General features: G+C 62.3%; 21 protein-coding genes. 9 read left to right on the forward strand and 12 right to left on the reverse strand.

The genetic code is table 11. The annotated features are described in order from the left end of the window. Window positions 1–73: 73 nt before the first annotated feature. Window positions 74–607: a TlpA family protein disulfide reductase gene (locus AC1DWQ_RS16215; protein ID WP_477670568.1), complete on the forward strand. Its 534-nt coding sequence runs from the start codon at window positions 74–76 to the stop codon at window positions 605–607. Beyond that, window positions 604–3,570: a DNA topoisomerase III gene (locus AC1DWQ_RS16220; protein WP_477670569.1), complete on the forward strand. Its 2,967-nt coding sequence runs from the start codon at window positions 604–606 to the stop codon at window positions 3,568–3,570. Before AC1DWQ_RS16215 ends, AC1DWQ_RS16220 begins: the two co-directional genes overlap by 4 nt. 139 nt (window positions 3,571–3,709) lie before the next feature. Here the strand turns inward: AC1DWQ_RS16220 and AC1DWQ_RS16225 are convergent, their stop codons facing one another. The 7 genes from AC1DWQ_RS16225 to AC1DWQ_RS16255 all read right to left on the reverse strand — a co-directional run bounded on the left by AC1DWQ_RS16225 (window position 3,710) and on the right by AC1DWQ_RS16255 (window position 11,225). Then, a complete protein-coding gene (locus AC1DWQ_RS16225) occupies window positions 3,710–4,369 on the reverse strand; it encodes an HAD family hydrolase (RefSeq protein WP_477670570.1) in 660 nt (219 codons plus the stop codon). A gap of 2 nt (window positions 4,370–4,371) precedes the next feature. Then, the gene (locus tag AC1DWQ_RS16230; protein ID WP_477670571.1) at window positions 4,372–5,745 is read right to left on the reverse strand and encodes an aldehyde dehydrogenase family protein; all 1,374 of its coding nucleotides are present in this window, start codon (window positions 5,743–5,745) and stop codon (window positions 4,372–4,374) included. After that, window positions 5,723–6,541, reverse strand: coding sequence for a gamma-glutamyl-gamma-aminobutyrate hydrolase family protein (locus tag AC1DWQ_RS16235; protein ID WP_477648783.1), 819 nt, complete (start codon window positions 6,539–6,541; stop codon window positions 5,723–5,725). Before AC1DWQ_RS16235 ends, AC1DWQ_RS16230 begins: the two co-directional genes overlap by 23 nt. Window positions 6,542–6,689: 148 nt before the next feature. Continuing rightward, complete coding sequence (locus AC1DWQ_RS16240) at window positions 6,690–7,823, reverse strand: iron-containing alcohol dehydrogenase (RefSeq protein ID WP_477670572.1); 1,134 nt, start codon at window positions 7,821–7,823, stop codon at window positions 6,690–6,692. Then, window positions 7,820–8,341 carry an N-acetyltransferase family protein gene (locus AC1DWQ_RS16245; RefSeq protein ID WP_477670573.1) on the reverse strand — a complete coding sequence of 174 codons (522 nt, stop codon included), beginning with the start codon at window positions 8,339–8,341 and terminating at the stop codon, window positions 7,820–7,822. The genes AC1DWQ_RS16240 and AC1DWQ_RS16245 overlap by 4 nt, the downstream gene beginning before the upstream one ends. Beyond that, window positions 8,328–9,713, reverse strand: coding sequence for a glutamine synthetase family protein (locus tag AC1DWQ_RS16250; RefSeq protein ID WP_477670574.1), 1,386 nt, complete (start codon window positions 9,711–9,713; stop codon window positions 8,328–8,330). The genes AC1DWQ_RS16245 and AC1DWQ_RS16250 overlap by 14 nt, the downstream gene beginning before the upstream one ends. A gap of 21 nt (window positions 9,714–9,734) precedes the next feature. Next, complete coding sequence (locus AC1DWQ_RS16255) at window positions 9,735–11,225, reverse strand: amino acid permease (RefSeq protein WP_477670575.1); 1,491 nt, start codon at window positions 11,223–11,225, stop codon at window positions 9,735–9,737. A 190-nt stretch (window positions 11,226–11,415) separates the two neighbouring features. Between AC1DWQ_RS16255 and AC1DWQ_RS16260 the strand changes: the two genes are divergently transcribed. Next, entirely contained in the window at window positions 11,416–12,372 is a 957-nt protein-coding gene (locus AC1DWQ_RS16260; protein ID WP_477670576.1) for a helix-turn-helix domain-containing protein, read from the forward strand. Between the two features lie 112 nt (window positions 12,373–12,484). Here AC1DWQ_RS16260 and AC1DWQ_RS16265 read toward each other — a convergent pair whose 3' ends face one another. From AC1DWQ_RS16265 to AC1DWQ_RS16285, 5 genes are all read right to left on the reverse strand, one after another. Further along, window positions 12,485–13,618: a 2-aminoethylphosphonate--pyruvate transaminase gene (locus AC1DWQ_RS16265; RefSeq protein WP_477670577.1), complete on the reverse strand. Its 1,134-nt coding sequence runs from the start codon at window positions 13,616–13,618 to the stop codon at window positions 12,485–12,487. A 32-nt stretch (window positions 13,619–13,650) separates the two neighbouring features. Next, complete coding sequence (locus AC1DWQ_RS16270) at window positions 13,651–14,163, reverse strand: DinB family protein (protein ID WP_477670578.1); 513 nt, start codon at window positions 14,161–14,163, stop codon at window positions 13,651–13,653. 7 nt (window positions 14,164–14,170) lie between these two features. Continuing rightward, the gene (locus AC1DWQ_RS16275; RefSeq protein WP_477670579.1) at window positions 14,171–15,886 is read right to left on the reverse strand and encodes a putative 2-aminoethylphosphonate ABC transporter permease subunit; all 1,716 of its coding nucleotides are present in this window, start codon (window positions 15,884–15,886) and stop codon (window positions 14,171–14,173) included. Then, complete coding sequence (locus AC1DWQ_RS16280; protein ID WP_477670580.1) at window positions 15,886–16,938, reverse strand: putative 2-aminoethylphosphonate ABC transporter ATP-binding protein; 1,053 nt, start codon at window positions 16,936–16,938, stop codon at window positions 15,886–15,888. The genes AC1DWQ_RS16275 and AC1DWQ_RS16280 overlap by 1 nt, the downstream gene beginning before the upstream one ends. A gap of 136 nt (window positions 16,939–17,074) precedes the next feature. After that, window positions 17,075–18,133, reverse strand: a complete 1,059-nt coding sequence (locus tag AC1DWQ_RS16285; protein ID WP_477670581.1) for a putative 2-aminoethylphosphonate ABC transporter substrate-binding protein — start codon at window positions 18,131–18,133, stop codon at window positions 17,075–17,077. A 189-nt stretch (window positions 18,134–18,322) separates the two neighbouring features. Between AC1DWQ_RS16285 and AC1DWQ_RS16290 the strand changes: the two genes are divergently transcribed. From AC1DWQ_RS16290 to AC1DWQ_RS16315, 6 genes are all read left to right on the forward strand, one after another. Then, the gene (locus AC1DWQ_RS16290; RefSeq protein WP_457282058.1) at window positions 18,323–19,129 is read left to right on the forward strand and encodes a phosphonate utilization associated transcriptional regulator; all 807 of its coding nucleotides are present in this window, start codon (window positions 18,323–18,325) and stop codon (window positions 19,127–19,129) included. Continuing rightward, window positions 19,116–20,354: a phosphonoacetate hydrolase gene (gene phnA / locus AC1DWQ_RS16295; protein ID WP_477670582.1), complete on the forward strand. Its 1,239-nt coding sequence runs from the start codon at window positions 19,116–19,118 to the stop codon at window positions 20,352–20,354. Before AC1DWQ_RS16290 ends, phnA begins: the two co-directional genes overlap by 14 nt. Window positions 20,355–20,452: 98 nt before the next feature. Beyond that, complete coding sequence (gene phnY, locus AC1DWQ_RS16300) at window positions 20,453–21,874, forward strand: phosphonoacetaldehyde dehydrogenase (RefSeq protein ID WP_477670747.1); 1,422 nt, start codon at window positions 20,453–20,455, stop codon at window positions 21,872–21,874. A 131-nt stretch (window positions 21,875–22,005) separates the two neighbouring features. Then, a complete protein-coding gene (locus AC1DWQ_RS16305; protein WP_477670583.1) occupies window positions 22,006–22,575 on the forward strand; it encodes a phosphonate degradation HD-domain oxygenase in 570 nt (189 codons plus the stop codon). Beyond that, window positions 22,565–23,422 (forward strand): EamA family transporter, encoded by an 858-nt coding sequence (locus AC1DWQ_RS16310; RefSeq protein WP_477670584.1) that lies wholly within the window; start codon window positions 22,565–22,567, stop codon window positions 23,420–23,422. Before AC1DWQ_RS16305 ends, AC1DWQ_RS16310 begins: the two co-directional genes overlap by 11 nt. 36 nt (window positions 23,423–23,458) lie before the next feature. After that, a complete protein-coding gene (locus AC1DWQ_RS16315; RefSeq protein WP_477670585.1) occupies window positions 23,459–25,882 on the forward strand; it encodes a GcvT family protein in 2,424 nt (807 codons plus the stop codon). Window positions 25,883–25,939 lie beyond the last annotated feature (57 nt).

Here is a 25,939-nt window from a genome sequence, read left to right on the forward strand (position 1 = left end):
TGCGCATGCGTGCGCACCCGCGCGCGTACATGCGCGAGAGCCGCTATTGTAGTGATGCGCCCAAGGAGTCCCCGTGTTCAACCGCAGAAACCTGATGCAGACCGCTGCTGCCCTTGCCTTGCCGACCGCGGCGGGGCTGGGCCTGCCGGCGTGGTCCAAAGGCGGGGAAAGCCCCTTGCCCAAGGCCGGCAGCACCCTGCCTTTGCCGGCCGTCACGCTGCTGGACGGCAGCGCCTGGAAGCCTGTCGAGGTGGCCGGAAAGACGCTTGTGGTGTACTGGTGGGCCAGCTGGTGCCCTTTTTGTGCGGTGCAGTCGCCCCATATAGAAGCTTTGTGGCGGGCCCAGAAGGCCAACGGGCTGGAGGTGCTGGCCCTGTCGATTGACAAGCAGCCGGCGGCCGCAGCTGCCTATATGAAGACCAAGGGCTACAGCTTTCCCGCCGGGATGCTGACCCCCGAGGTTGCCAAATTCCTGCCCAAGCCGGTGGGCCTGCCCGTGGTGGTGGTGCTCAAGGTGGCGGCGAACGGACGTGAAGGCAAAGTCGTATTTGCCGAAAGCGGGGAAATGTTCCCCGAAGATGTAGAAGGTTTGAAGAAGTACTTATGAAAACTCTGGTGATTGCAGAAAAACCCTCGGTCGCACAAGACATTGTGCGGGCGATCACGCCTACGGCCGGCAAATTTGAAAAGCACGACGAGTACTTCGAGAGCGACGAGTGGCTGGTCACCTCGGCCGTGGGCCATCTGGTCGAGATCCAGGCGCCTGAGGAGTTTGACGTCAAGCGCGGCAAATGGAGCTTTGCCAACTTGCCTGTCATTCCGCCCTACTTTGACCTGAAGCCCATGGACAAGACGAAGACGCGGCTCAACGCGATCGTCAAGCTGACCAAACGCAAGGACGTGGGCGCCCTCGTCAATGCCTGCGACGCGGGCCGCGAAGGCGAGCTGATCTTCCGGCTGATCCAGCAATACGCCAACAGCAAGCACCCGGTGAAACGGCTGTGGCTGCAGTCCATGACGCCGGCAGCCATCCGCGACGGCTTTGAGAGCCTGCGCACTGAAAAGCAGATGCAGGGCCTGGCCGATGCGGCGCGCTCACGTTCGGAAGCCGACTGGATGGTCGGCATCAACGGCACGCGCGCCATGACGGCCTTCAACTCGCGTGACGGCGGTTTCTTTTTGACCACCGTGGGCCGTGTGCAGACGCCGACGCTGTCGGTGGTGGTGGAGCGCGAGGAAAAAATCCGCAAGTTCGTGAGCCGCGACTACTGGGAAATCCACGCGACCTTCCTGGCCGAGGCCGGCGAATACCCCGCCAAGTGGTTTGACCCGAAGTGGAAAAAAGCCGCGGCCAATGCCGACAACACGGAGCCCGATGCCGAACTGAAAGCCGACCGCGTCTGGTCCGAGCGCGAAGCCATGGCGATTGCCGAAGCCGTGCGCGGCAAGTCCGCCACGGTGACGGAAGAAAGCAAGCCCACCACGCAGGCCGCCGGCCTGCTGTTTGATTTGACTTCCTTGCAGCGCGAGGCCAACGGCAAGTTCGGTTTTTCAGCCAAGACGACGCTGTCGATTGCGCAAAGCCTGTATGAACGCCACAAGGCCCTGACTTATCCGCGTACCGACTCGCGCGCGCTGCCCGAAGACTATTTGCCGGTGGTCAAAAAGACCTTTGAAATGCTGGAAAGCAGCGGCATGAAGCACCTGGCGCCGCACGCGGCGACGGCGCTGAAGGGCAATTACATCAAGCCCAGCAAGCGCATTTTCGACAATGCCAAGGTGAGCGACCACTTCGCCATCATCCCAACGCTGCAGGCGCCTAGCGGCCTGAGCGAAGCCGAACAAAAACTGTATGACCTGGTGGTGCGCCGCTTTATGGCGGTGTTTTTCCCGAGCGCCGAATACCTGGTCACCACGCGTATTTCCCAGTCGGTCGGCCACAGCTTCAAGACTGAAGGCAAGGTGCTGGTCAAGCCGGGCTGGCTGGCGATTTACGGCAAGGAAGCCGCCGATGAAGTGGCCGACGCCAAGGACGGCGACAAGGGCCAGAGCCTGGTGCCGGTCAAGCCGGGCGAAATGGTGCGCGCCGAGGTGGTCGAGGCCAAGGGCCTCAAGACCCGGCCGCCCGCCCGCTATTCCGAAGCGACATTGCTGGGCGCAATGGAAGGCGCCGGCAAGACGATTGACGACGACGAGCTGCGCGAAGCCATGCAGGAAAAAGGCCTGGGTACGCCGGCGACGCGCGCCGCCACGATTGAAGGGCTGATTGCCGAGAAATACATGCTGCGCGAAGGCCGCGAGCTGATCCCCACGGCCAAGGCCTTCCAGCTCATGACGCTGTTGCGCGGACTGGATGTGCAGGAGCTTTCAAAGGCCGAACTGACCGGTGAGTGGGAGTTCAAGCTGGCGCAGATGGAACACGGCAAGCTGAGCCGCGAAACCTTCATGGCCGAAATTGCCACCATGACCGAGCGCATGGTGGCCAAGGCCAAAGGCTACGACAAGGACACGATTCCCGGCGACTACGCAACGCTCTCAGCGCCCTGCCCCAACTGCGGCGGTGTCATGAAGGAAAACTACCGGCGCTACACCTGCACCGGCAAGAACGGCGACGACGGCTGTGGTTTCAGCTTCGGCAAAACGCCGGCGGGCCGCACCTTTGAAGTGGCTGAGGTTGAGCAGTTCCTGCGCGACAAGAAGATCGGCCCGCTGGACGGCTTCCGCTCCAAGGCCGGCTGGCCTTTTACCGCCGAGATGGTGATCAAGTTCGACGAAGAGACGAAGAACTACAAGCTTGAATTCGACTTCGGCGACGACAAGAATGCCGAGACCGGCGAGATCGTCGACTTTGGCGACCAGCAGTCGCTGGGCCCCTGCCCGCGCTGCGCCGCGCGGGTGTTCGAGCTCGGTAAAAACTACGTCTGCGAAAAGTCGGTGCCCACACTGGCCCAACCCACGCCCAGCTGCACCTTCAAGACCGGGCAGGTGATCCTGCAGCAGCCGATTGAGCGCGAGCAGATGCACAAGCTGCTGGAAACTGGCAAGACTGATCTGCTCGACAAGTTCGTTTCGATGCGCACGCGCCGCCCCTTCAAGGCCATGCTGGCCTGGGACAAGGAGGCCGACAAGGTGAACTTCGAGTTCGCGCCGTCCAAATTTCCGCCGCGCAAGCCGGCGGCGGCCAAGACCGGCACGGTGAAGACGCCTTTCGGCAAGACGGTGGCGGCCAAGGGCGCCGCACCTGCGGCCAAAAAGGTTGCAGCCAAAAAAGTCGCCGCCAAGAAGACGCCCGCCGCCAAAACCGCCAAGCCCAAAACGCCGCGCGTCGCCAAGCCGGGCGCAGGCCTCAAGCCCAGCGACGCACTGGCCGCGGTGATTGGCGCCGAACCGGTGGCGCGCACCCAGGTCATCAAAAAGCTCTGGGACTACATCAAGGCCGAAGGCCTGCAGGACGCGGCCAACAAGCGCGCCATCAACGCCGACGCCAAGCTGCTGCCGGTGTTCGGCAAGCCGCAGGTCACGATGTTCGAGCTGGCCGGGATTGTGGGCAAGCATCTGAGCGCGGAGTAAGCGGGCAGATGCGGGCGTAAATGCTATTCTTTTAATAGCTGCTGGCGCCCGCCCTGATTGCCTTGCAGGCCATTTTTATACTCAAACGAGGCGGATGCAACCCTCTCTGGGGCTGTTTCAGCTGCGCAGGCCGGGCTGCTCAGTGCAACTGCAGCGCGGGCCAGCCGCGCTCAGTCCCAATCGCTGCCAGCGTCGCATCGGCATTCACAGTCACCGGGTGTTTCACGGCTTCCAGCAGCGGCAGGTCGTTGATGGAATCGCTGTAGGCGGTGGTTTTGCAATCCTTGAAGCGCAGGCCGCGTGCGGTGAGCCAGGCATGCAAGCGCTCGACCTTGCCTTCGCGCATGTTCAGTACGCCGGTGGTGCTGCCGGTGAAACGGCTGCCCTGTATTTCGGGCTCGGTGGCAATCAGGTGCTCGATGTCGAAGTAGATTGCCGTGAGCTCGGTGATGAAGCGGTTGGTGGCCGTCGTCATGACCACCAGGTCGCCGGCCTCCAGGTGCTTGTCGACCAGTGCGATCGCAGCCGGTGTGATGCGCGGAACAATCCAGTCCGCTAAAAATTCCTGCCGCATCGGCTCCCATTCCTGGGCGGTGCGACCTGCCAGGGTGCCCACATAAAAATCGGCAAACTCCTTCAGGCCCACGGTGCCCGCCTTGTAGCGCGCTGCCATGTCGGCGTTGCGTGCGGTGAATTCCGTCTTGCCCAGGTAACCCTTCTCGATCAGGAAATCGCACCACAGCACATCGCTGTCGCCGTTGAGTACGGTGTGGTCCAGATCGAAGAGGGTGAGCTTCATGTTCAGGATTGACGAAGGTGCCAAGCCTTTGGCCGGGTGAATGTCTGGATACCGTAGGTGGACAAGGTCAGGCCCACACCGGAATCACCGTAGCCGCTCCAGGGCAAACGCGGGCTGACGCGGTCGCAGCAGTTCCAGTAGACGCTGCCGGCGTTGACCTGGGACAGCAGCGTCCTGGCGCGCTTTTCGTCTGGCGTGAAGACGCCGGCGGTCAGGCCGTAGCGTGTGTCGTTCATGAGTTTGACGGCTTCTGCATCGCCCGATACCTTCTGGATGCCGATGACCGGCCCGAAGCTTTCCTCGCGCATCAGCTCCATGCTGTGGTTGACGTTGCTGAACACCGTGGGTTCATACCAGGTGCCGGGTCCAGCGCCGCGCTTGCCACCTGCCAGCAGGGTCGCCCCTTTGGCTTTGGCATCGGCGACCTGGGCATCCAACACCTCTAGCTGCGGCGCGCGGGTGATGGCGCCGATGTAGGTGTCTTCGCTCATCGGGTCGCCGGTCTTGAAGGTCTTCACGGTGTCTACAAAGGCGGTGACGAACGCGTCGTAAATTTTTTCATGCACGTAGATACGCTCAACCGAGCAGCAGCTCTGGCCGGTGTTGTACATCGCGCCGTCGGCCAGCGACTCGGCGGCGGCCTGGGGGTTGGCGTCTTCGCAGACGTAAGTCGGGTCCTTGCCGCCCAGCTCCAGCTGGAGCTTGACCATGCGCGGGCCGATGGCTTTTGCGATCTTTGCCCCGGTGGCGTAGGAGCCGGTGAAAAAGAGGCCGTCCACCGGCTGCTCCATCAGCGCCGCACCGACTGCGCCGCCGCCGATCAGCAGCACAAACACATCTTGCGGAACACCGGCCGCATGCAGCAGGCGCGCGATGGCCTGGCCCGTCATGGCCGCATATTCAGAGGGCTTGTAAAGCACGGCATTGCCAGTCAGGAGCGCGGGAATGAATACATTGCCGCCGACAAACCAGGGGTAGTTCCAGGCCGAAATATTGGCGACCACGCCCAGCGGTGTGTGCTCGATCTGCTCGGTCATGCCGCCATCGGAAAACACGGTCTGTGTGGTCGTGGACGCGTCAAGCTCTGCCAGGAAAAAATCAATGCGGCCCAGCAGGCCGTTGAGTTCATTGCGTGACATCTTGATCGGCTTGCCGGTTTCTCGCGTCATGACGGCCGCCAGGGTATCGAGCTCTGCAACGATGCCGGCACGAAAGCGCGTGATGCAGGTCTTGCGCTCGGCCACCGGCACGGCGGCCCACGCAGCCTGCGCGGTGCGCGCCTGCTTTGCCTTGGCAGCGACGGAAGCCGCGTCGTCCGCAGGCAGTTCGGTGATCATCTCACCTGTGGCGGGGTTATGAATGGCGAGTTTGGTCATGTTTGTTGGCTTTGCTTTTGGCCGCCGCTACGGCGGTGAGGAAATCATCGAGTACGGCGGCGTCGTCAATCGTGTCGGAGCCGGGTTTGTGGAATTCGGGATGCCACTGGGTGGCGGCGATATAGCTCTTGGTTTTGTCCTTGCGGCGTATCGCTTCCACGATGCCGTCGTCCACGCTGAAAGCCTCGGCTTCAAACTCGGGTGACAAATCCTTGATGCCCTGGTGGTGGATGCTGTTGACGCGCACGCGCTCCACGCCGGGGTACATGGCGGAAAGCCTGGAGCCCTGCACGATGTTCACGCTGTGAAAGTTCTGGTCGTAAGTGACGGCGTCGCGGTGAACGAAGGAGTCAGGCACCTGCGTATTGATGTCCTGGTAGAGCGTGCCGCCGAATGCAACATTGAGCAATTGCAGGCCGCGGCAAACGCCAAACACCGGTTTGCCGGCTCTTTCAAACGCGGCTACCAGTGCCTTGTCGTATTCGTCACGCACACGGTCGCCCGACCATTTTTCTTCCAGCGGCTCCTCGCCGTAACTGCCGGGCCAGACGTCGGCGCCGCCGTGCAGCACCAGGCCGTCCAGCCACTGTGCATAGTGTTCGTATGTAACGTCGCCGCGCTGCGTGCTGCCCGTGGGGCAAGGCACCATGACGACCATGGCGCCGGAAGACATAACCCAGTGTGCGATCGACTGTTCGACATACTGTAGCGTCTTGCCGGTGAAGAAAGAGCGGGTTGGGTCGGCATGCGAGAAACACGCTGACAACCCAATCTTGAGACGACTAGCGGCGATCATGCGAGTACCCTTCTCAAAAGTGATCGTTCTGTTCTGCCCAAGCCGGGGCCGCGGAACCGGCTTTGCCGGGCCGCAGGCGCAGCGGCCCCCTCGGGGGGCAGCGCATTACACGAAGTCGAAGACGCAGTGAAAAGCGTGGGGGCCACATTCATAAGGCGGCCTCGAACAATCGCTGGAAGTCCTCAGCCTTGCAGGGCCGTGGATTCGTCTGGTGGCAGATGTCGGCCGTGGCGATCTCGACCAGGCGCGGCAGGTGTTCGCGCTTGACGCCGTGGGCCGACAGCGGGCCGGTGATGCCCACGCTCTCCTTGAGCTGCTTGAGCCAGGCTACAAAAGCCTTGCCACCGCCGGCCACGCCGCATACGTGGGCCAGCTCGTCAAATTTGGCGGGCGCCGATTCGTAGTTCCACGCCAGCACGGTGTCGATCATCAGCGCATTGGCCAGGCCGTGGTGCAGGTCGCAGACAGCGCCCAGCGCGTGGGCACATGAATGCACGGCGCCCAGGTCTTTCTGGAAGGCGATGGCGCCCATCATGGAGGCCATCATCATGTCGCTGCGCGCCTGCAGATTCGACGGTTCCTTGACAGCCTTGAGCAGTGCGTGGGCTGCGATGCGCGTGCCTTCGAGTGCAATGCCGTCGCACAGCGGGTGATAGGCCGGTGAGAGGTAACTCTCGATGTTGTGCGTGAGCGCGTCCATGCCGGTGGCGGCCGTCACATGCGGTGGCAGGCCGAGCGTGAGTTCGGGGTCGGCAAACACCACTTTCGCCAGAATTTTTGGGCTGAACACCACGCGCTTGAGGTGCGTGTCGTTTTCGCTGACGACGCTGGAACGGCCGACTTCGGAGCCGGTACCCGAGGTGGTGGGCAGGGCCACGAAGTACGGCAGCTCATTGACGATGGGCCGTACCTGCGGATGGTCCCAGACGTATTCAAGGATGTCGCCCTCATGCGTGGCGGCGATGCCGACCACCTTGGCCACGTCCAGCGCCGCGCCGCCGCCGAAACCAATCACGCAGTCGGCCTTGTGGGCCTTGTAGGCTGCGGCACCGTCCATGACCTGGCTGCAGGTCGGGTTGCCGAAGACGCCCGAGAACACGGCCACGTCCAGGCCGGCCAGGTGGGTCCTGAATTCGGCCAGCACGGGCAAGGCGCCCAGCGCCTTGTCGGTCACGATGAGCGGGCGTTTGCAGCCCGCTTCTTTCAGGGTGTCGGCGACGAGCTTGCGCGCGCCTGCGCCGAACTTGATGGTGGTGGGGAAGGAAAAACCGGTGATGCTCATAGTGGTGCGACCTGGAAGTACATGTGTTGTTTGCCGTAAGAGACATTGTTGACCCGAATCGCGTCGGGCTCTATGCCGAAGGATTTAAACCCGCATTTCTCGTAGAGCGCCGTCGCCTCGCGGTTGCCGGCGGTGACCGTCAGCACCACGAGCTCCACGCCGCCGGCGCGGGCCTCGTCCAGCACCTTGCCGACCAGCGCCCGGCCTATGCCATGCCCCTGGTATTCGGGCGCGACGTACATCGCGACCAGCGTGGCCTTGTGACGGTTCTTCAGCCGCGTCTCGCGGTTCAGCCCCACCACGCCGGCCATCGCACCGTCCACAAAGGCGGCCCACATGACGGTGTCGCCGGCGGGTGAAAGGCGCTTTTCGGTGTCGGCCGGCACGCGCAGGTTTTCTTCCTCAAAGCTGGAGGTGAAGGCATCCGCGTGCTCGCGCAGGCCGCGCAGGCGGAATTCGCGGTAAATGGCGGCGTCGGGCACGGTCAGCCTGCGGATCAGGAGGTCAGATGATTTCAAAATAGCGTTTCATTTCCCAGTCGGTGACGGCGTCCAGCCATTGGCGCCATTCCCACTCGCGCGTTGCCGCGAAGTGATCCACGAAAGTATCGCCCAGCCAGTCGCGCGCGATGTCCGATTTCTGGAAAATACGTGTGGTTTCGATCAAGGTGCGCGGTGCGCGGGCAATGTGTTCGGCTCCCTGGTTGGTGCCGGTGATCGGCGCGCCCAGCTTGAGGCCTTTTTCGACGCCGTCCAGTCCCGCAGCGATGACGGCCGCCATCGCCAGGTAGGGGTTCACGTCGGCGCCGGGGCAACGGGTTTCCAGCCGGGTGGCTTTGGCGCTGCCCGCGATCACGCGGAAACTTGCAGTGCGGTTGTCCATGCCCCAGGTCGGCTTCACAGGCGCCCAGAAGCCGTCGACCAGGCGCTTGTAGCTGTTGATGGTGGGCCAGATCATGGGACCGAACTCCATCATGCAGGCGACCTGGCCGGCAACATAGCTCTCGAACAGCTTGCTCATCTTGCGTGGGTGCTTTGCGTCGAAGAACAGGTTGGTCTTGCCGTCCGACAAACTCTGGTGGATGTGGCCGCTGCAGCCCGGCAGCTGCTGATGGGGCTTGGCCATGAAGCTGGGCATGATGCCAAAACGCGAGCCGATCTCTTTGGCGCCGGTCTTGAACAGGATGGCGCGGTCGGCCTGCTCCAGTGCCTCGCTGAAGCCAATGGCTACTTCATACACGCCCGGCCCGGTTTCGGTGTGCAGGCCTTCGATGGGGATGCCGAAGGCCAGCATCTCGTCCATGATGGCGTTGAAGAAATCCTGGTTCTCGTTCATGCGCAGCAGCGAATAGCCGAACATGCCGGGCGTGAGTTTTTCGGCCCCCACGCCGTTTTTCGCGGCCCAGCTGTGCGGCGTTTCCAGGAAGTTGAACCACTCGAACTCCATACCGGTCATGGGCATGAAGCCCATTTTTTCGGCGCGCTTGAGCACGCGCTTGAGCGTCTGGCGTGGGCAGACGGCGTGCGGCGTGCCGTCGGCATTCACGAATTCACCCAGCACAAAGGGCACGTTGTTGTCCCAGGGCACGTGACGTGTGGTGGCCAGGTCCAGCCGTGCCAGCGCATCCGGAAAGCCGTGCTGCCACCCTGTCACCGAGGTATTGTCGTAGCAGTTGTCCATCATGTCCCAGCCCAGCACCACGTCGCAAAATCCAAAACCGCCCGCCGGGTAGGGCTCGGCCGCGCCGAAGAACTTGTCCTTGTGCAGGTACTTGCCGCGCAGCACACCGTCGATGTCGCTGACGGCAACCTTCATCTTGTTGGCGCCCGACTTGCGCAGCATCTCCAGGGCTGGATGGGGGGCGGAGGATTTGGTGGCTTTTTTGGGCATGGTCGTGGGCACCTTTTGGTTTTAGGGGTGGGCGCTTGCCCGGCCTTTTTCGGCCAGGCCAATCGCAAATTCTTCTTCCGGCGAGAGGATCAGCCGGTGCCGGCCCATCACCGCGAAGTAACTGACGCCGATGGCAAACCACAGCGCCACCCACAGCACGCCCACGCGGTAGATCGGGTCGCTGAGCTGGAAGTAGATGGTGACCAGGGCGATGAGCAGGGTCAGCACCGCGCCCGTGACACCCAGGGGGCTGCGGTAGGGACGCTCCATATGCGGCAGCTTGCTGCGGAGCCGAATGAACGACAGCGCCTGCATGACGTAAGAGAACATGGCGCCGAACACCGCCATGTTGAGCAAGGTGCCGCCGATGACGGCCGAGCCTTTGTCAACGCCCAGCGAAAACCACAGCACAAACATGACCACCAGCGCCACCACCGAGCCGACGATCATGGCGATGTGCGGAGTCTTGCGGCTGCCGTGCGTGACGGACAGTGCCGAAGGAAAGTACCCGGCGCGGCTTAGCGAATAGATCTGCCGGCCCTTGGCAAAGATGATGGTGTGAAAACTCGCCACCAGGCCCAGCACGGCCACCAGCGCCAGTATCTTGGCGATGCCGTTGCCGTAAATTGCCTTGAAGCCGTCGAGCAGCGGCTCACCCGAGGTGCTCAGCGCGTGCGAGCCTATGCCTGCGACCGAGGGGTTGAGCCAGAGGATCATGAAGGCCGAGAGGATGAGCGTGAAGATGCCGGCAATGATGCCGCGCGGCATGTCACGGCGCGGGTCCACCGACTCTTCAGCCGCCAGCGGTAGCTGCTCGATTGCCAGGAACAGCCACACCGCAAATGGCAGCGACGCCAGCACGCCGGCGAAGCCCAGCGGCAGGAAGGGACCGCGGCCCTCGGGCAGCACGGCGCCGCCGGCGCCGACATTCATGGCCCAGCGTGCGAAGTCGATCTTGGGAAAGGCGCTGATCCAGAACGCCACCAGGCAGGCCAGCGCCAGCAGCGTGACGGCCAGTGTGATCTTGAACGACAGCTCGACGCCGATGATGTTCAGCCCGATGAAGACGATGTAAAAACCGATCCACCACAAAGGCTGCCAGGCCGGTGGTGTGCCGAAGATGCTGCCCATGTAGCTGCCGATGAAGAACACGATGACGGCCGGCGTCAGCACGTATTCCACGTTTTCGGCCAGCCCGGTTAGAAAGCCACCCCAGGGCCCCATGGCGGTGCGCGCAAAGGAATAGGCGCCACCGGTATGGGGCAGCGCAGGCGACATTTCGGCCAGCGAAAAGGTCAGGCCAAGATACATCACGGAGATGATGATGGTGGCCAGCAACATGCTGCCCCAGCCGTTGGCCAGACCCAGGTTCCAGCCGGCGAAGTGGCCGGAGATCACGGCGCCAACGCCGAGTGCCCAGAGCGACCAGACACCGGCATAGCGGCGCAGCCCCCTCTTTTCAAAATAGCTGCCGTCGACTTTCGCGTATTGCACGCTGGAACGTTCTGACATGGTGGCTCCCTTATAGGTTGCAAGGTTGAGGGCCCGGTGGGGCTGTCTTGCATCGTAGGGCGAGCGTAGGTGCGCTGAAATCCCATTTCGGCAAGTAACGCAGCGAGAGTGAGCTTAAAGAGACGGCGAGTAAGTCGAAGTGTTTCAAAGCGTTGCTTGCACACGGCACGAATCCTGCAAGAATGCGGCCATGGTCCACACGCCTGACACTCTCCCGCCAGCCCTGCTGTCCCGCGCGTCGTTCGCCGACGCAGACGAGCAGGCGGCGGCACTCACGGGCTGGAACCAGAGCTACCTCCAGCTGTCTCGCGGTGCGTTCGGTGGGGAAGTGCGCCAGCTGGAATTCGCGGGCCTTCGCCTCTTTGTGGAAAGCCTGCGGGAGTCGGTGTACCAGACCGGACGGATACGCGATGGTGCCCTGGCCTTGGGGCTGCCGCTTCAGGTCGAAGGCCCCAGCGTTTTTTGCGGCGCGCCCAGCGACGCTGGTGCATTGCATGTGTTTTCGGGGGCGTCGGGTTTTGAGTTCCGCTCTTCCCGGCGTCATGTGATGCTGGGGCTGGAGCTCGATGAGGCGGCCTGGCGCCGCTGCAGCCGACATGACCCGGCACTGCAAGCCCGGCTGGGTGCGCAGGCCGGCTTGCGCAGGCTGGACGCTGCGGCACAGGCCAGTCTCCGGCAATGCCTCACGGGTGTGATGGATACCGTGGAGGCTGCCCCGGCGCTGCTGCAGTCTGCATCCGTCCAGGCGGCGATGCTTGACACCGTGATGGAGCAACTCGGCCGCGTACTTGCGCCGGTGGATACCGTGGATTCGGCCGGCACCCATGCGCACTGGACGCTGACGCGGCGCGCCCGCGAGCTGGTGCATACGCAGCTCGATCAACCGCCTACGGTCCTGGCCCTGTGTGAACAGCTCGGCGTGAGCCGCCGAACCTTGCAAAACGGTTTTCAAACGGCGCTGGGCATCAGCCCATTGGCTTACCTGCGCGCCGTGCGTTTGAACGCGGCCAGGCAGGCATTGAAGACCGCTACGTCCGTGACGGCGGCTGCAACGCACCTTGGGTTTTGGCATTTTGGTCATTTCGCGCACGACTATCAGCAAATGTTTGGCGAGTTGCCTTCCGAGGCGTTTCGCCGAAGTCACTAGGCCCCCACGGTCGCTCACTTCGTGTAGCTCCCTGCCCCCCGAGGGGACGCCCGCCTGTGGCCCGGCAAAGCCGGTTCCACGGCTCATGCTTGTAAAGAGACGTTCTCAGGGCCTACGCTCCGTGCGCGTGGGTTGCCGGTGCGGCGGAGCTGATGCCCATGTCCTGCAGGGCACCCGCCACAGCCAGCACGGCCTGTTCGATCTCATTCGGGCCGATCGCACCGATGCAGCCCACCCGGAAAGTTTCTACCTGCGTGAGCTTGCCCGGGTATAGGACAAAACCGCGATCTCGTGCGGCGGCATAGAACTTCTTGAATTCGTAGCGGCTGTCGCCTGGCGCGTGGAAGGTCACGATGATGGGCGCCTGGATGGCCGGGTCCAGGAAGGGTTTGAAACCGAGCCTTGCCATGCCGGTGACCAGGGTGGTGTAGTTGGCGGTATAGCGCGCCAGGCGCGCTGGCTGGCCGCCTTCTTCCTCAAACTGGGCAATGGCTTCGGCCAGCGCCACCACCACATGGGTGGGAGGCGTGAAGCGCCACTGCGTGGTTTTTTCCATGTAGGCGTACTGGTCGTGCAGGTCCATGGCCAGCGACTGGCTGCGGCCGGCACAGCCGTCCAGCACGGCCTTGCGGATGAAGACAAAACCCATGCCGGGCACGCCTTCGAGGCATTTTCCGCTGGCCGCCACCAGTGCGTCGAAATGCACCTTGCGCGCGTCGATGTCTATTGCGGCGAAGGAACTCATGGCGTCCACCAGCAGGCCCTTGCCGTGGGTTTTGCAGACGTCGGCCACTTCCTTCAGCGGGTTGAGCACGCCCGCGCCTGTCTCGCAGTGGATCAGCATGACGTGGGTGATGCTGGTGTCGGCTTCCAGCATGGCGTCCAGTGCGGCGGGAGAGACCTGTGCCGCTTCGTCGAAGGGCATGATGGTGCAGCGCCGTCCCATCAGCGTGGTGAGCCTTGCCGCGCGTTTGCAGTAGGCGCCGTTGTCCATCACCAGCACGTGGCCGTCGCGCGGCACTACGGTGGCCACTGCCGCTTCCACGCTGAAAGTACCGCTTCCCTGAAGCGGAACGACGACGTGCGAATCCTGCCCATGGATGACGGCCAGCAGGCTTTTGCGCACACTCGCCGTGACAGCGTTGAAATCGCTGTCCCAGGAGCCCCAGTCTTTCAGCATCGCGAGCTTGGTGCGCAGGGTGGTGGTCAGTGGCCCGGGGGTGAGGAGGATTTTGTCTCTGTCCATTTGTGATGCCTGTGGTCTTCGTTGCGGGCGATTCAATTCAGTCGGGCCGGGTATCCCTGCAGGAATATGGGCAGGTCCATGCCTGGGGGGCGCGCCGGAACCTGGTAGATCATGTCGGCCACGTAGCCCCGGTGGTAGGTCTTGTGGTTGACAACGTGCAGCAGCATGTCTCCCCGTGTCATGGCACTCGCGTCGCCATCGATGAACGTGAAATGCACGATTTCGTCGAGTGCCTCGACGCTCAGGGTGTCCGCGTATTCGATGTACCAGGTGTCGATTTTCCCCTGAGCTGCGCACAGCTCTTCCAGTGTGGGAGTAGCCTCTGTGTTGCGGGAGCTGAAGCCATGCGGCCGCCCCTGCAGGTGCGCCTGCCAGATGAGATCCACCACATAGGCGTGGTTCAGCGTACGAAGCATGTTGCCAAAACCTGTCGCGCGCGGTGCCAGGAGTTCAGCTGCAGGAAGTTGCTTTAATGCGCCGAACAGGCGGTCGTTGGCCCACGCGTTGTAACGTGTGAGCATGCGGATGTTGCGCTGGGCTGTCATGAAGCGCCTAGCGCGAGCTGGTTCGCCATGCCTGCGTACGGCGGTTGACCCACCAGGCCAGCGCCATGAAAAGCAGGGTTGCAATCGTTGATGCCATACCGATCAGGACGGCCATGGCTGCGGCGGCGCCCATTTCGCCGGCTTCATCCAGGTTCAGGATGGCGATCGACGCAACTTTGGTTTCGGGCGAATAGAGAAACACCACGGCAGAGATGGTGGTCATGGCGTTGATGAAGAAGTAGCGCGCGATGTCGACCAGCGCCGGCGTGCAGATGGGCAGGGTGACGCGCCAGAAGGTCTTGAAGAAGGGTACCTTGAGCGAGGCGCTCACGGCTTCAAATTCGCCATCAAGGCTCTTGAGTGCGGTTACGGCCGTCAGGTGGCCGGTGGTGTAGAAGTGCACGATGGTGCACAGCGTAAGCAGGGTCAGCGTGTGGTACAGGCCGTTCAGCGGATTGCCGGGCGCATTGAAAAAGAAGATGTAGCCCAGTCCCAGCACCAGGCCGGGCACGGCCATGGGCAACATGGCCAGCATGCGCACAAAGCCGCGCAGGCCGTCCATGCCTTTGGTTTTTTCGAGCAGGTAGGCGCTGCAAAACACCAGAGCGGTGCCGAAGAAGGCCGTGCCCGCCGCCATCTTCAGGCTGTTGAGAAACCCGACACCGACTTCCGCGTCGATCAGGCCCATGGTGTAGTGGCGCAGGCTGGGCTTCAGGTTGTAGGGCCAGAAGCTGGCGAAGGATGCGAACACGGCCATGCCCAGCATGGCCAGCACCAGGAAGGCAATGGCACAGCAATACAGCGTCATGACCCGGTCGTAGCCGCGCGAAGGCGTGGGCCGGTAGGGCACGGCACGCGCCGTCAGCATCGCGGTCTGGCGTTTGCTGACGTAGCTGTCTACCGCGAATGTCAGGACGGCGGGCGCCAGCAGCAAGATGGCGACCACTGCGCCTTTGGCGAAATCCTGCTGGCCGATCACCAGCTTGAAGACGTCGGTGGCCAGCACATTGAAGTTGCCGCCTATCACCTTGGGAATGCCGAAGTCCGTCATGACCAGCGTGAAGGTGACGAGCGCCGCGGAAATAAGGCCATATTTGGCACCGGGCAGCGTGATGGTGAAGAACTTGCGCCTGGCGCTGGTGCCCATGGCATTGGCTGCCTCGTACAGCCGGGCGTCGGACAGGCTGAGCGCGGTGACCAGAATCATCAGCGCATGCGGAAACACCGCAAAACATTCGGCCACCACAATGCCGGGCGCACCATAAATCTGGTCAATGCCGATACCCTGCATCCAGCCCTTGAGCACCCCCTGATTGCCAAACCAGTAAATCAGCGAAATGGCTGACAGCAGGGAAGGTGCCAGCAGGGGAACCAGCGTGATCCCGCGAAACAGCGCCTTGTATTGCATGCACGAACGGGTCAGCGCATAGGAAAAACCAAACGCCAGGGGTACCGCAATCAGGGTGACGGCGCTCGACACCCAGAGACTGTTCCACAGGCTTTCGAGCAGTGCCGGAGTCTTGGCGTACTCGATGAAGTTGTCAAGCCAGATGAAATCCCCTGCCTTGTCCTGCACGGCCTGCTGCAGGATGGCCAGCAACGGGGCTGCCAGAAACGCTATCAAAATAATAGCTGCCAGCGCAAGGGCAGCATAGGCCAGGTGGTCAATCCAGTGCACACGCTGCCGCACCAGGGGCAAAGCAGGAGGTGTATAGACGGGCATCAGAACACCTTGATGCGCTCTGGCAGCAATTTGAGGGGAAGGGACGAGCCGACCTGCAAGGACTGCTCCGACAGGAAATTGAGTGAGAGGTAAACCGTGAGCTTGTGGCTGCCCAGTGCAGGAGAGGTCACGTGAACGTGGCAGAAGGAGCCGAGGAATTCGATCTTTTCGATGGTGGCGTCGAACACGTGGGCGTCATCCGCTGCAATGGGCCGGGCAAGCACATCTTCAGGGCGCAGGTAAACCTTGACCTCGCGGTCGGCTCCGTCGCAAGGCAGGCACAAGGTGCCGAACCTCATCTGGCCGCCGTTAACATGCGCCGGCATGACGTTGACCTTGCCGACAAAGTCCGCCACAAAGGGCGAAGCCGGCTCGCGGTAAATCTCCATCGGTGTTCCCACCTGTTCGATCAGGCCGTGATTCATTACCACGATGCGGTCGGCCACGCTCAAGGCTTCTTCCTGGTCGTGCGTCACCATGATGGTGGTCACGCCCAGTTTTTGCTGCAACGCGCGGATTTCCTGGCGCAGGCGTACGCGCTCCAGTGCATCGAGTGCCGATAGCGGCTCATCGAGCAGCAGCAAGCCCGGCGAGGTGGCCAGCGCGCGTGCCAGCGCGATGCGCTGCTGCTGGCCGCCCGAGAGCTGGCTGGGGTACTTGGCTTCACTGCCCGGCAGGCCCACCAGCTTGACCAGCTCGCTCACGCGTTGGGCGGCCTCGGCCTTGGGCGTCTTGCGATTGACGAGGCCATAGGCCACGTTGTCAGCCACGCTCAGATTGGGAAACAGCGCATAACTCTGAAACACGATGCCGTAGTCGCGCAGCGCGGGCGGCAATCGCGAGATGTCTCGCCCGCCCTGGTGTACTTCACCCGAGGTCTGCACCTCCAGCCCGGCAATGATGCGCAACAACGTCGTCTTGCCGCAACCCGAAGGGCCCAGAAAACACACGAACTCGCCCTTGCGGATGTCCAGGTTGATGTCTTGCAGCGCGGTGAAGGCGCCGAACTCCTTGCGGATATGACGCAGGCTCAGAAAAGTGTCGTTGTTCATTCGTGGGTCATACGTGTATTACCTGAACGGTCGCGCCAGCGCAAAGGGCAAGCAGCGGCGTGGAACCGGCTCCGCCGGGCCACAGCGGCTGTCCCCCTGAGGGGGAGACGGCGGCCAAAAGGCCGCCGACAGGGGGCTACTTCTTCTCTGTTTTGGAGTTATAGCGCTTCGTCCACTCATTCAAAATGCGCTCGCGGTTGTCTGCTGCCCAGCTGAAATCCATCTTGACGAGGCGGGCCTCATAGTCTTTTGGCACATTGGCCAGCGGCGGCGCCAGTCCGGGCTGCGCGGTGATCGCGAAGTTCTTGCCGTACAGCATCATGGCATCCTTGCTCGAAGCCCAGTCAGCCAGTTTCTTGGCGGCGTCCAGTTTCTTGGTGCCTTTGTGGATGGCAAAGGCTTCCAGGTCCCAGCCCAGGCCTTCCTTGGGGAACACCAGGTCGATAGGCGCACCCTTGGCCTTGTTGGTGTTGCCGCGGTATTCAAACGAAATGCCCGCCAGAAACTCTCCGGCGGCCGCCATGTTGCAAGGCTTGGAGCCTGAGTGGGTGTACTGTGCGATGTTTTCGTGCAGCGCATCCATGTATTTCCAGCCACCACCCTTGCCGTCCTTGTCACCAAAGAGCGTGAGCCAGGCGGTCACGTCGAAGTAGCCAGTGCCGCTGGAGGCGGGGTTGGGCATGACGATCTGGCCCTTGTAAATGGGCTTGGTCAGGTCCTGCCAGGTCTCCGGGGTAGGAATGTTTTTCTTCTTGGCTTCGACGGTGTTGAAGCACACGGTGGCACCCCACACGTCCATGCCGAACCAGGCGGGGACTTTTTTCTTGTCACGGTACTGGCTCATGATGCCGTCAAGGTTGATCGGCGCGTAGGGTTCGAGCATGCCCTGCTTGTCGAGCAGGGCCAGGCTGGAGGCAGCCACACCCATGATGGTGTCGGCCTGGGGATTGGACTTTTCGGCGAGCAGCTTGGCGGTGATCACACCGGTCGAGTCGCGGACCCATTTGATTTCGATATCGGGGTAGACCTTGTTGAAGCCCTCTTGATAGGCCTTGATCTGGTCGGTTTCCAGCGCGGTGTAGACCAGCAACTGGGTTTTCTGGGCGAATGCGCCGGTGGCGGCGGTGAGCAGGCCAAAAAAGCCGATAAGAGCGATCGCCTTTGGCAGGGATTTGAGATGGGTAGCCAGCTGCATAAAAAGTCCTTTGTGGAAAACCTGCAATGTTGTGACCTGTTCGTGTCGGGGCAGTGACACTGCGATGACCAACCTGTGTTCAGGTCATATCAACCCAGCTCAATATTTATTTAACGCTGCCCCTTTTATCTTGTCAATTGTTTTTTGCAGATTGTTGACAATCCTGTGTTTTGTGCTTCAATGCAGGGCATGAATGCCGTGTTTCATCCCACTATCGCGCTGTTGCAGACCAGTTCCCTCACCACGGTGGTGCAGCAGGAAATCGAGCGTGCCATTCTTGTTGGCGAATACGAACCGGGCAGCAAACTCATTGAAGCGGCGCTGGCTGAAAAAATGGGCGTCTCCCGCGGGCCGGTGCGTGAAGCCTTCCGAATGCTGGAGGAAGCTGGCCTGGTGCGCAACGAAAAAAATCGCGGCGTCTTCGTGCGTGACATTCCCATCGAGGAGGCCGTCGAGATTTTCGATCTGCGCGCCGCGATGGACGAACTCGTCGGCCGCCAGCTTGCCAGGAACATCACGCCGGCCCAACTCAAGGAAATCCGGGGCCTCGTCGACTCGATGGAAAAGGCCGTCAAGGCAGAAGACGCCTACAACTACCACCTGCTTAACCTGAAATTCCACGACCGGCTGGTGGAAATGGCAGGCAACAGCAAACTCACGGCCATCTATCGCAAGCTCATCAAGGAGCTGTCGCTGTTCCGGCGCCTGAACCTGGCCGACGGCTGGCTCATGCCGATCTCGGCCAACGAACACCGGCAGATCGTCAAGGCCATCGCCTCCGGTGACGCGGACGTCGCAGGCCGGGCCATGTATGACCACGTGATCGAGAGCAAAGAGCGCACGATTGAAAACGACCTGCGGCGACAGGCGCGCCTGCAGGCCAGCCCCGCTGCCCGTGCGGCACAGGCCAGGGCGTCGCATCTGGTCGATGACGACATCGCAAAAGGCCCAGAGAAAAACATGGACAAGGGAAGGCTCCAACGTGGCAGTCGCTGATAAAAAGACCGAAGTGAAAGTCAATGGCCGGGCGTACCGGTTGCCGACCCAGCCCGTTGTGGTGGTGTGCGTGGACGGCTGCGAGCCTGATTACCTGGCGCAGGCCGTGGCCACCGGCCACATGCCGTGGCTCAAGCGCACCCTGGCGCTGGGTTCGGGCCTGACAGGGGATTGCGTGGTGCCCAGCTTTACCAACCCCAACAACCTTTCCATCGTGACGGGCGCACCGCCCAGCGTGCACGGCATCTGTGGCAACTACCTGTTCGATACTGCCACCGACACCGAGGTCATGATGAATGACCCGAAGTGGCTGCGTGCGCCCACCCTGCTGGCGGCCCTTGCGGACGCGGGCAAGTCCCTGGCGGTGATTACAGCCAAAGACAAGTTGCGCAAGCTGCTGGGCCACAAGATGAAAGGGATCTGCTTTTCGTCCGAGAAGGCCGACCAGGTCACGCTGGAAGAAAACGGCATTGAAGACGTGCTGGGCCTGGTGGGCCAGCCGCTACCCAGCGTCTACAGCGCGGACCTGTCGGAGTTCGTGTTTGCCGCCGGCGTGAAGATCATGCAGAAATACAAGCCCGATGTGATGTACCTGTCGACCACCGACTACGTGCAGCACAAGCACGCGCCCGGCACCGACGGCGCCAATTCCTTCTACCGCATGATGGACGGCTATATGCAGCAGCTCGAAGACCTCGGGTGCGTCATTGTGCTGACTGCTGACCATGGCATGAATGCCAAGGTGGCCATGGACGGGACGCCCGACGTGATTTACCTGCAGGACTGGTTTGACAGCTGGCTGGGCGCGGGCGTTGCGCGTGTGATTCTTCCGATCACCGACCCCTATGTGGTGCATCACGGCGCGCTGGGATCCTTCGCCACGATCTACCTGCCCGAGGGCACAAACATCGAGGCCGCCCGCAAACGGCTGGCGGCGCTCAAGGGCATGGAGCTGGTACTTTCGCGTGAACAGGCCGCCGAGCGCTTCGAACTCCCGGCCGACCGGATCGGCGACATTGTGGCGGTATCCGAACGTTTCACCGTGATCGGCACATCGGTCTCACGCCACGATCTCTCTGCGCTCGAAGTTCCGCTGCGCTCGCACGGCGGCATGAGCGAGCAGCGTGTCCCGCTGATCGTGAACCGGGACTTGCCGGGCCTGAACCGCAACCGGCGTTTTCGCAATTTCGATGCCTTCGACCTGGCGCTCAATTACGCCCAATAGATATCCGGCAACAACCGCAAGAAACATGTCCGCAAATACCTCGTCCTGAAAGCCGCAGAGTGATTGACCAGTACATCCGCGACCACCAGCTCAATGCCATGCGACTGGCTGGCCGCAAGGTTGGCGCCGGCCGGACCGGTGACCGCGCGATCGAGGTGTTCGATCCGTACACGACCAAGCTGCTGGGGAGCGTGCCCAAGGCCACGCTTGAGGAAGTCCGTGAAACCTTCGCCAGGGCGCACGCCTGCAAGCCCCAGCTGAGCCGTTATGAACGAGCAGCCATCCTCAACCGTGCGGCGGCCATCGTCCAGTCGCGGTTGATGGAGGTCGCGAATCTCATCACGGCGGAGGCAGGGCTGTGCCTGAAGGACTCCATCTACGAAGCAGGCCGTGTCAGTGACGTGTTGCTCTTCGGTGCAACCGAGGTGCTCAAGGACGACGGCCAGATCTTCAGCTGCGACCTCACGCCGCATGGAAAGAAGCGCCGCGTCTACACGCACCGCTCCCCGCTCCTGGGCGTGATCACCGCCATCACGCCTTTCAACCACCCGATGAACCAAGTGGCGCACAAGGTGGTGCCCAGCATTGCGACCAACAACCGTATGGTGCTCAAGCCGTCCGAGAAAGTGCCTTTCTCTGCCCTCCTGTTCGCCGATATCCTTTATGAGGCGGGTTTGCCGCCCGAAATGCTCAGCGTGATAACGGGCGACCCGCGTGAGATTGCGGACGAATTGATCACCAACCCATTGGTTGACCTGGTGACATTTACGGGTGGCGTGGCCATCGGAAAGTACATTGCCGGCAAGGCCGGTTACCGGCGTGTGGTGCTGGAGCTGGGCGGCAACGACCCCATCATCGTGATGGAGGATGCCGATCTCAACGAGGCCTCCACGCTGGCCGTGCAGGGTTCCTATAAAAATTCAGGCCAGCGCTGCACGGCCATCAAGCGGCTCATGGTGCATGAGGCGGTGGCCGGCGAATTTGTGGAGCAGGTGCTGGCCAAGACCCTGGCCTGGAAATACGGCGACCCGGCCGACAAGGCCAACGACATGGGCACGGTGATTGATGAGCCGGCAGCCATGCTGTTTGAGTCACGTGTGAATGAAGCGGTGGCGCAGGGCGCGAAATTATTGGCGGGCAACCACAGGCGCGGCGCGCTTTACTCCCCCACCTTGATCGATCATGTGTCGCCGCAGATGACGGTAGCGCGCGAGGAGACTTTCGGGCCCGTCTCCCCGGTGATCCGCTTCAAAAACATTGACGAAGCCATCCAGATTTCGAACGGCACGGCCTACGGTCTTTCAAGCGCCGTCTGCACCAATCGCCTGGACTACATCAACCGGTTTGTCAGCGAGCTGCATGTCGGCACCGTCAATGTGCGCGAGGTGCCAGGCTATCGCCTGGAGCTCACGCCCTTCGGCGGCATCAAGGACTCGGGCTTGGGCTATAAAGAGGGCGTGCAGGAAGCGATTAAAAGCTTCACCAATCTAAAAACCTATTCGCTCCCATGGAGCTCATGATTCACCCCCGAAGCGCCTTCGGCGCCTCCCCCTTCCAGGGGGCGCAGCCTGCGGCCCGGCGAAGCCGGTTCCACGGCGGCCGCTGGCTTAAGTAGCCTTCTTCTTCAATGCGTACTGTGTAAGGAATTCACGTGCTGAACTTTGACGACATCGAACAACTCTTCAAAGAGCGCGGCGGCGAGCAATACAGCGGCGAACCCGTGACGCAACTCCAGCACGCGTTACAGACTGCGGCGCTCGGCGAAGCCGAAGGCGCGAGCGATGCGCTGGTGACCGCGGCACTGTTGCATGACCTGGGGCACTTGTTGCACGACCTGGGTGAGACACCGTCGCTGCGTGGTGTGGATGACGTTCACCAGTACCGAGCACTGCCTTTTTTGCGGGGTCTTTTCCCCGACGAGGTGCTGGACGCCATCAAGCTGCATGTGGATGCCAAGCGCTATCTGTGCGCGGCGCGGCGTGGTTACCATTCCAGCCTTTCAGCGGATTCCAAACGCAGCCTGCAGCTGCAGGGCGGCATCTTTTCAGCTGAAGAAGCGGCGCGCTTCATCGCGCAGCCCGGTGCCGGGGATGCGGTGAAGCTGCGCCTCTGGGACGATCTCGCGAAAGATGCGCACAAGGCCACGCCGCCACTGGCGCACTACCTGGCACGGGCCAGGCGCTGCACCCTTCCCGCCGCAGAGCCCTCGCTTGCCGCCTGAAATCCTGGCCCTGACCTGGCCGGTGCTGGGTGCCGTGCTGTTTGGCGCGCTGCTGCATGCAGGCTGGAATGCCCTGGTGAAGTCCAGTGCCGACAAGGCGCTGGACATGGCGGTCATTCACCTCATTGGCTCTGTGCTGGCGTTGCCGCTGGTGCTGCTGGTTGGCTGGCCGCGGGCTGAGGCCTGGCCATTCATCGGGGCGTCGGTACTGATTCACATCGGCTACTACATTGCCACCACGCGCGCCTACCAGCATGGAGACCTGGGCCTGACTTACCCGCTGATGCGCGGCGTAGCGCCGCTGCTGGTGGCGCTGTCGGCCAGTTTCACCCTGGGTGAAACGCTCACGCCGCTGGCCTGGGCAGGCATCCTGGGTATTTGCTGCGGTGTGCTGGTGCTGGGCCTGAGCCGCCACGCTCTGCATGCGCCCAAGGCTGTCGGTTTTGCGCTGGCCAACGCCGTCATCATTGCCATCTATACCGTGGTCGATGGGCTGGGTGTCCGCGCTTCAGGCAACGCCTTGCAATACGTTGGGGCTCTCTTCCTGTTTGATGGCTGGCCATTCGGCCTGCTGATGATGGCGCGGCGGGGGCGCGCCATGGGCCACTATGCGCTGCATCGCTGGCCGGTGGCCACCGGCGGTGCGCTGGCATCGTTGGGCTCCTACGGAATCGCGCTGTGGGCCATGACGCGCGCGCCCGTGGCTACGGTGGCGGCGCTGCGCGAAACCTCGGTGCTGTTCGCGGTGCTGCTGGGTTGCTGGCTGCTGAAAGAAGTTTTTACCCTGCGCCGACTCATCGGCACCTGCGCCATCGTCGCAGGTGTCATGGCTATACGGTTAGCTTAGTTCTGCACATATTTCCTTTGATGTGAGGCCTGAACCATGACTGCCACGACGCTTCCCAAGCATGCAGAGATCGTGATTGTGGGTGGCGGCATCGTTGGCTGTTCTGTGGCCTACCACCTGGCCAAAATGGGCAAAACCGACGTGCTGCTGCTCGAGCAAGGCAAACTCACCAGCGGCACCACCTGGCACGCGGCCGGCCTGGTCGGCCAGATGCGGCCCAACCGCAACATGACGCAGATGAGCAAGTACGGCATTGAGCTGTATGCCTCGCTGGAGGCTGAAACGGGCCTGGCCACCGGGTGGAAACAATGCGGCAGCGTCAACGTGGCGCGCACGCCCGAGCGCATGAAGGTGCTCAAAAAGCAGGTCGCCATGGCCAACAGCTTTGGCGTGGAGTGCCATGAGATCTCGCCGCAGGAAGCTGGCGAGAAATACCCGATCATGCGCATCGATGACCTGCAGGGCGCGATCTGGCTGCCGGGTGACGGCAAGGCCAATCCGGCGGACCTTTGCATGTCGCTGGCCAAGGGCGCGCGCAACCGCGGCGTGAAGATGGTTGAAGGCATTGAGGTGACCGGCGTCATCATTGAAAACGGCAAGGCCGTGGGCGTGAAGACCGCGCAAGGCGACGTGCGCTGCGAAGTCCTCGTCAATTGCGCCGGCCAATGGGCGCGCCAGTTCGGCAAGCTGGCGGGCGTGAATGTGCCACTGTATTCGGCTGAGCATTTCTACATCGTCACCGGCAAGATTCCGGGTGTGCACCCCATGCTGCCGGTCATGCGCGACCCAGACGGCTACATCTACTACAAGGAAGAAGTCGGCGGCCTGGTGATGGGCGGCTTTGAGCCCCAGGCCAAGCCCTGGAAGATGGACCCGATTCCGGCGACCTTCCAGTTCGAATTGCTGGACGAAGACTGGGACCAGTTCGAACCGCTGATGACCGCCGCGCTGCACCGCACCCCGTGCCTGGAGACGGCCGAAGTCAAGATGCTGCTCAACGGCCCCGAAAGCTTCACGCCGGACGGCAACTTCATCCTGGGTGAAGCGCCCGAATTGCGAAACTACTTTGTCTGCGCGGGCTTCAATTCGGCCGGCATTGCCAACAGCGGCGGCGCGGGCCGGCTCATGGCCGAATGGATTGTGGGTGGGGAGCCCAGCACCGATTTATGGGACGTGGACATCCGCCGCTTCGGCAGCTTTACCGGCAACCGCAAGGCACTGGCCGAGCGCACCGGCGAGACGCTGGGCCTGCACTACGCCATGCGCTGGCCGCGTCAGGAACTGGAAACGGCGCGGCCGTTGCGTACCTCACCGCTGTACGACATCCTGGCCGCCAGAGGCGCGGAGTTCGGCGGCAAGAATGGCTGGGAGCGTGCAAGCTATTTCAGGCCGGAGGGCCAGGCGCGCCCGGAATACTCCCTCGACAAACCGGCCTGGCTCCCGTGGATGATTGAGGAGCAAAAAGCCACGCGCGAAACCGTTGCCCTTTACGACCAGACCTCGTTCTCCAAATACCTGTTGCAGGGCCGCGATGCGCTGGCCGTGCTGCAGCGCCTGTGCGCCAACGAGATGGACGTGTCTGTCGGCAAGATGGTCTACACCGCCATGCTCAATGAGCGCGGCGGTTTTGAAAGTGACTTGACCGTGATGAGGCAAGCCGCGAACCAATTCCTCATCATCACCGGATCTGCGCAAACGGTAAGGGACTTCGACTGGATCACGCGGCGTATCGGCGAAGCGGAACATGCCGTGTTGACCGATGTGTCGACGATGTACTCGGTGCTGTCGGTGATGGGGCCGAAGGCGCGCGAGCTGCTGGCGCTCGTTAGCCCGGACGACCTGTCGCCCGAGGCGCTGAAGTTCTCATGGACGAAAGAGATTGACGTGGGCTTTGCCCGCGTGCGCGCCGCCCGCATGAGCTATGTGGGCGGGCCGGGCTTTGAGCTCTACACGCCGATCGAAATGGCGCGCCATGTGTACCTGGCACTGATGGAGGCCGGCAAGGCGCTCGGTATTCGTGATGCAGGCTACTACGCGCTGGATGCGCTGCGTATTGAGCAAGGCCGGCGCGCCTGGGGCGCAGAGCTCGGCCCGGACGAAACGCCGTGGGAGGCGGGGTTGGCCTTCAGCGTCAGGCTCGACAAGCCGGCTGACTTTATCGGCAAGGCCGCGTTGCTCAATTCACAGGGGCTGGCGCTGCGCAAGAAACTGGTCACGCTGGTGTTTGACACGCCGGATGCCTTTGCCTGGGGCGGCGAGGCGATTGTGATGGACGGGCAAATGGTGGGCGAAATTTCGTCGGTCGGCTGGAGCCCGCTGGCCGGCGCCTGCGTGGCGCTGGGTTATGTGCGCGGCGACAGCGCCAACCAGCCGCATGCCGGAACGCCTGCGCAAATCGAGCTGTGGGGCGAGCGCATCGGTGCGAAGCTTTACGACAAGTGGCCGCCTGCCAAACCCTGATTCGCTATCATTTCAGGAGCTGCTTGCGCAAGTTCTGTATGGATTGCAGGCTCATTT

It is taken from the genome of Polaromonas sp. P2_G11 (assembly GCF_056403595.1).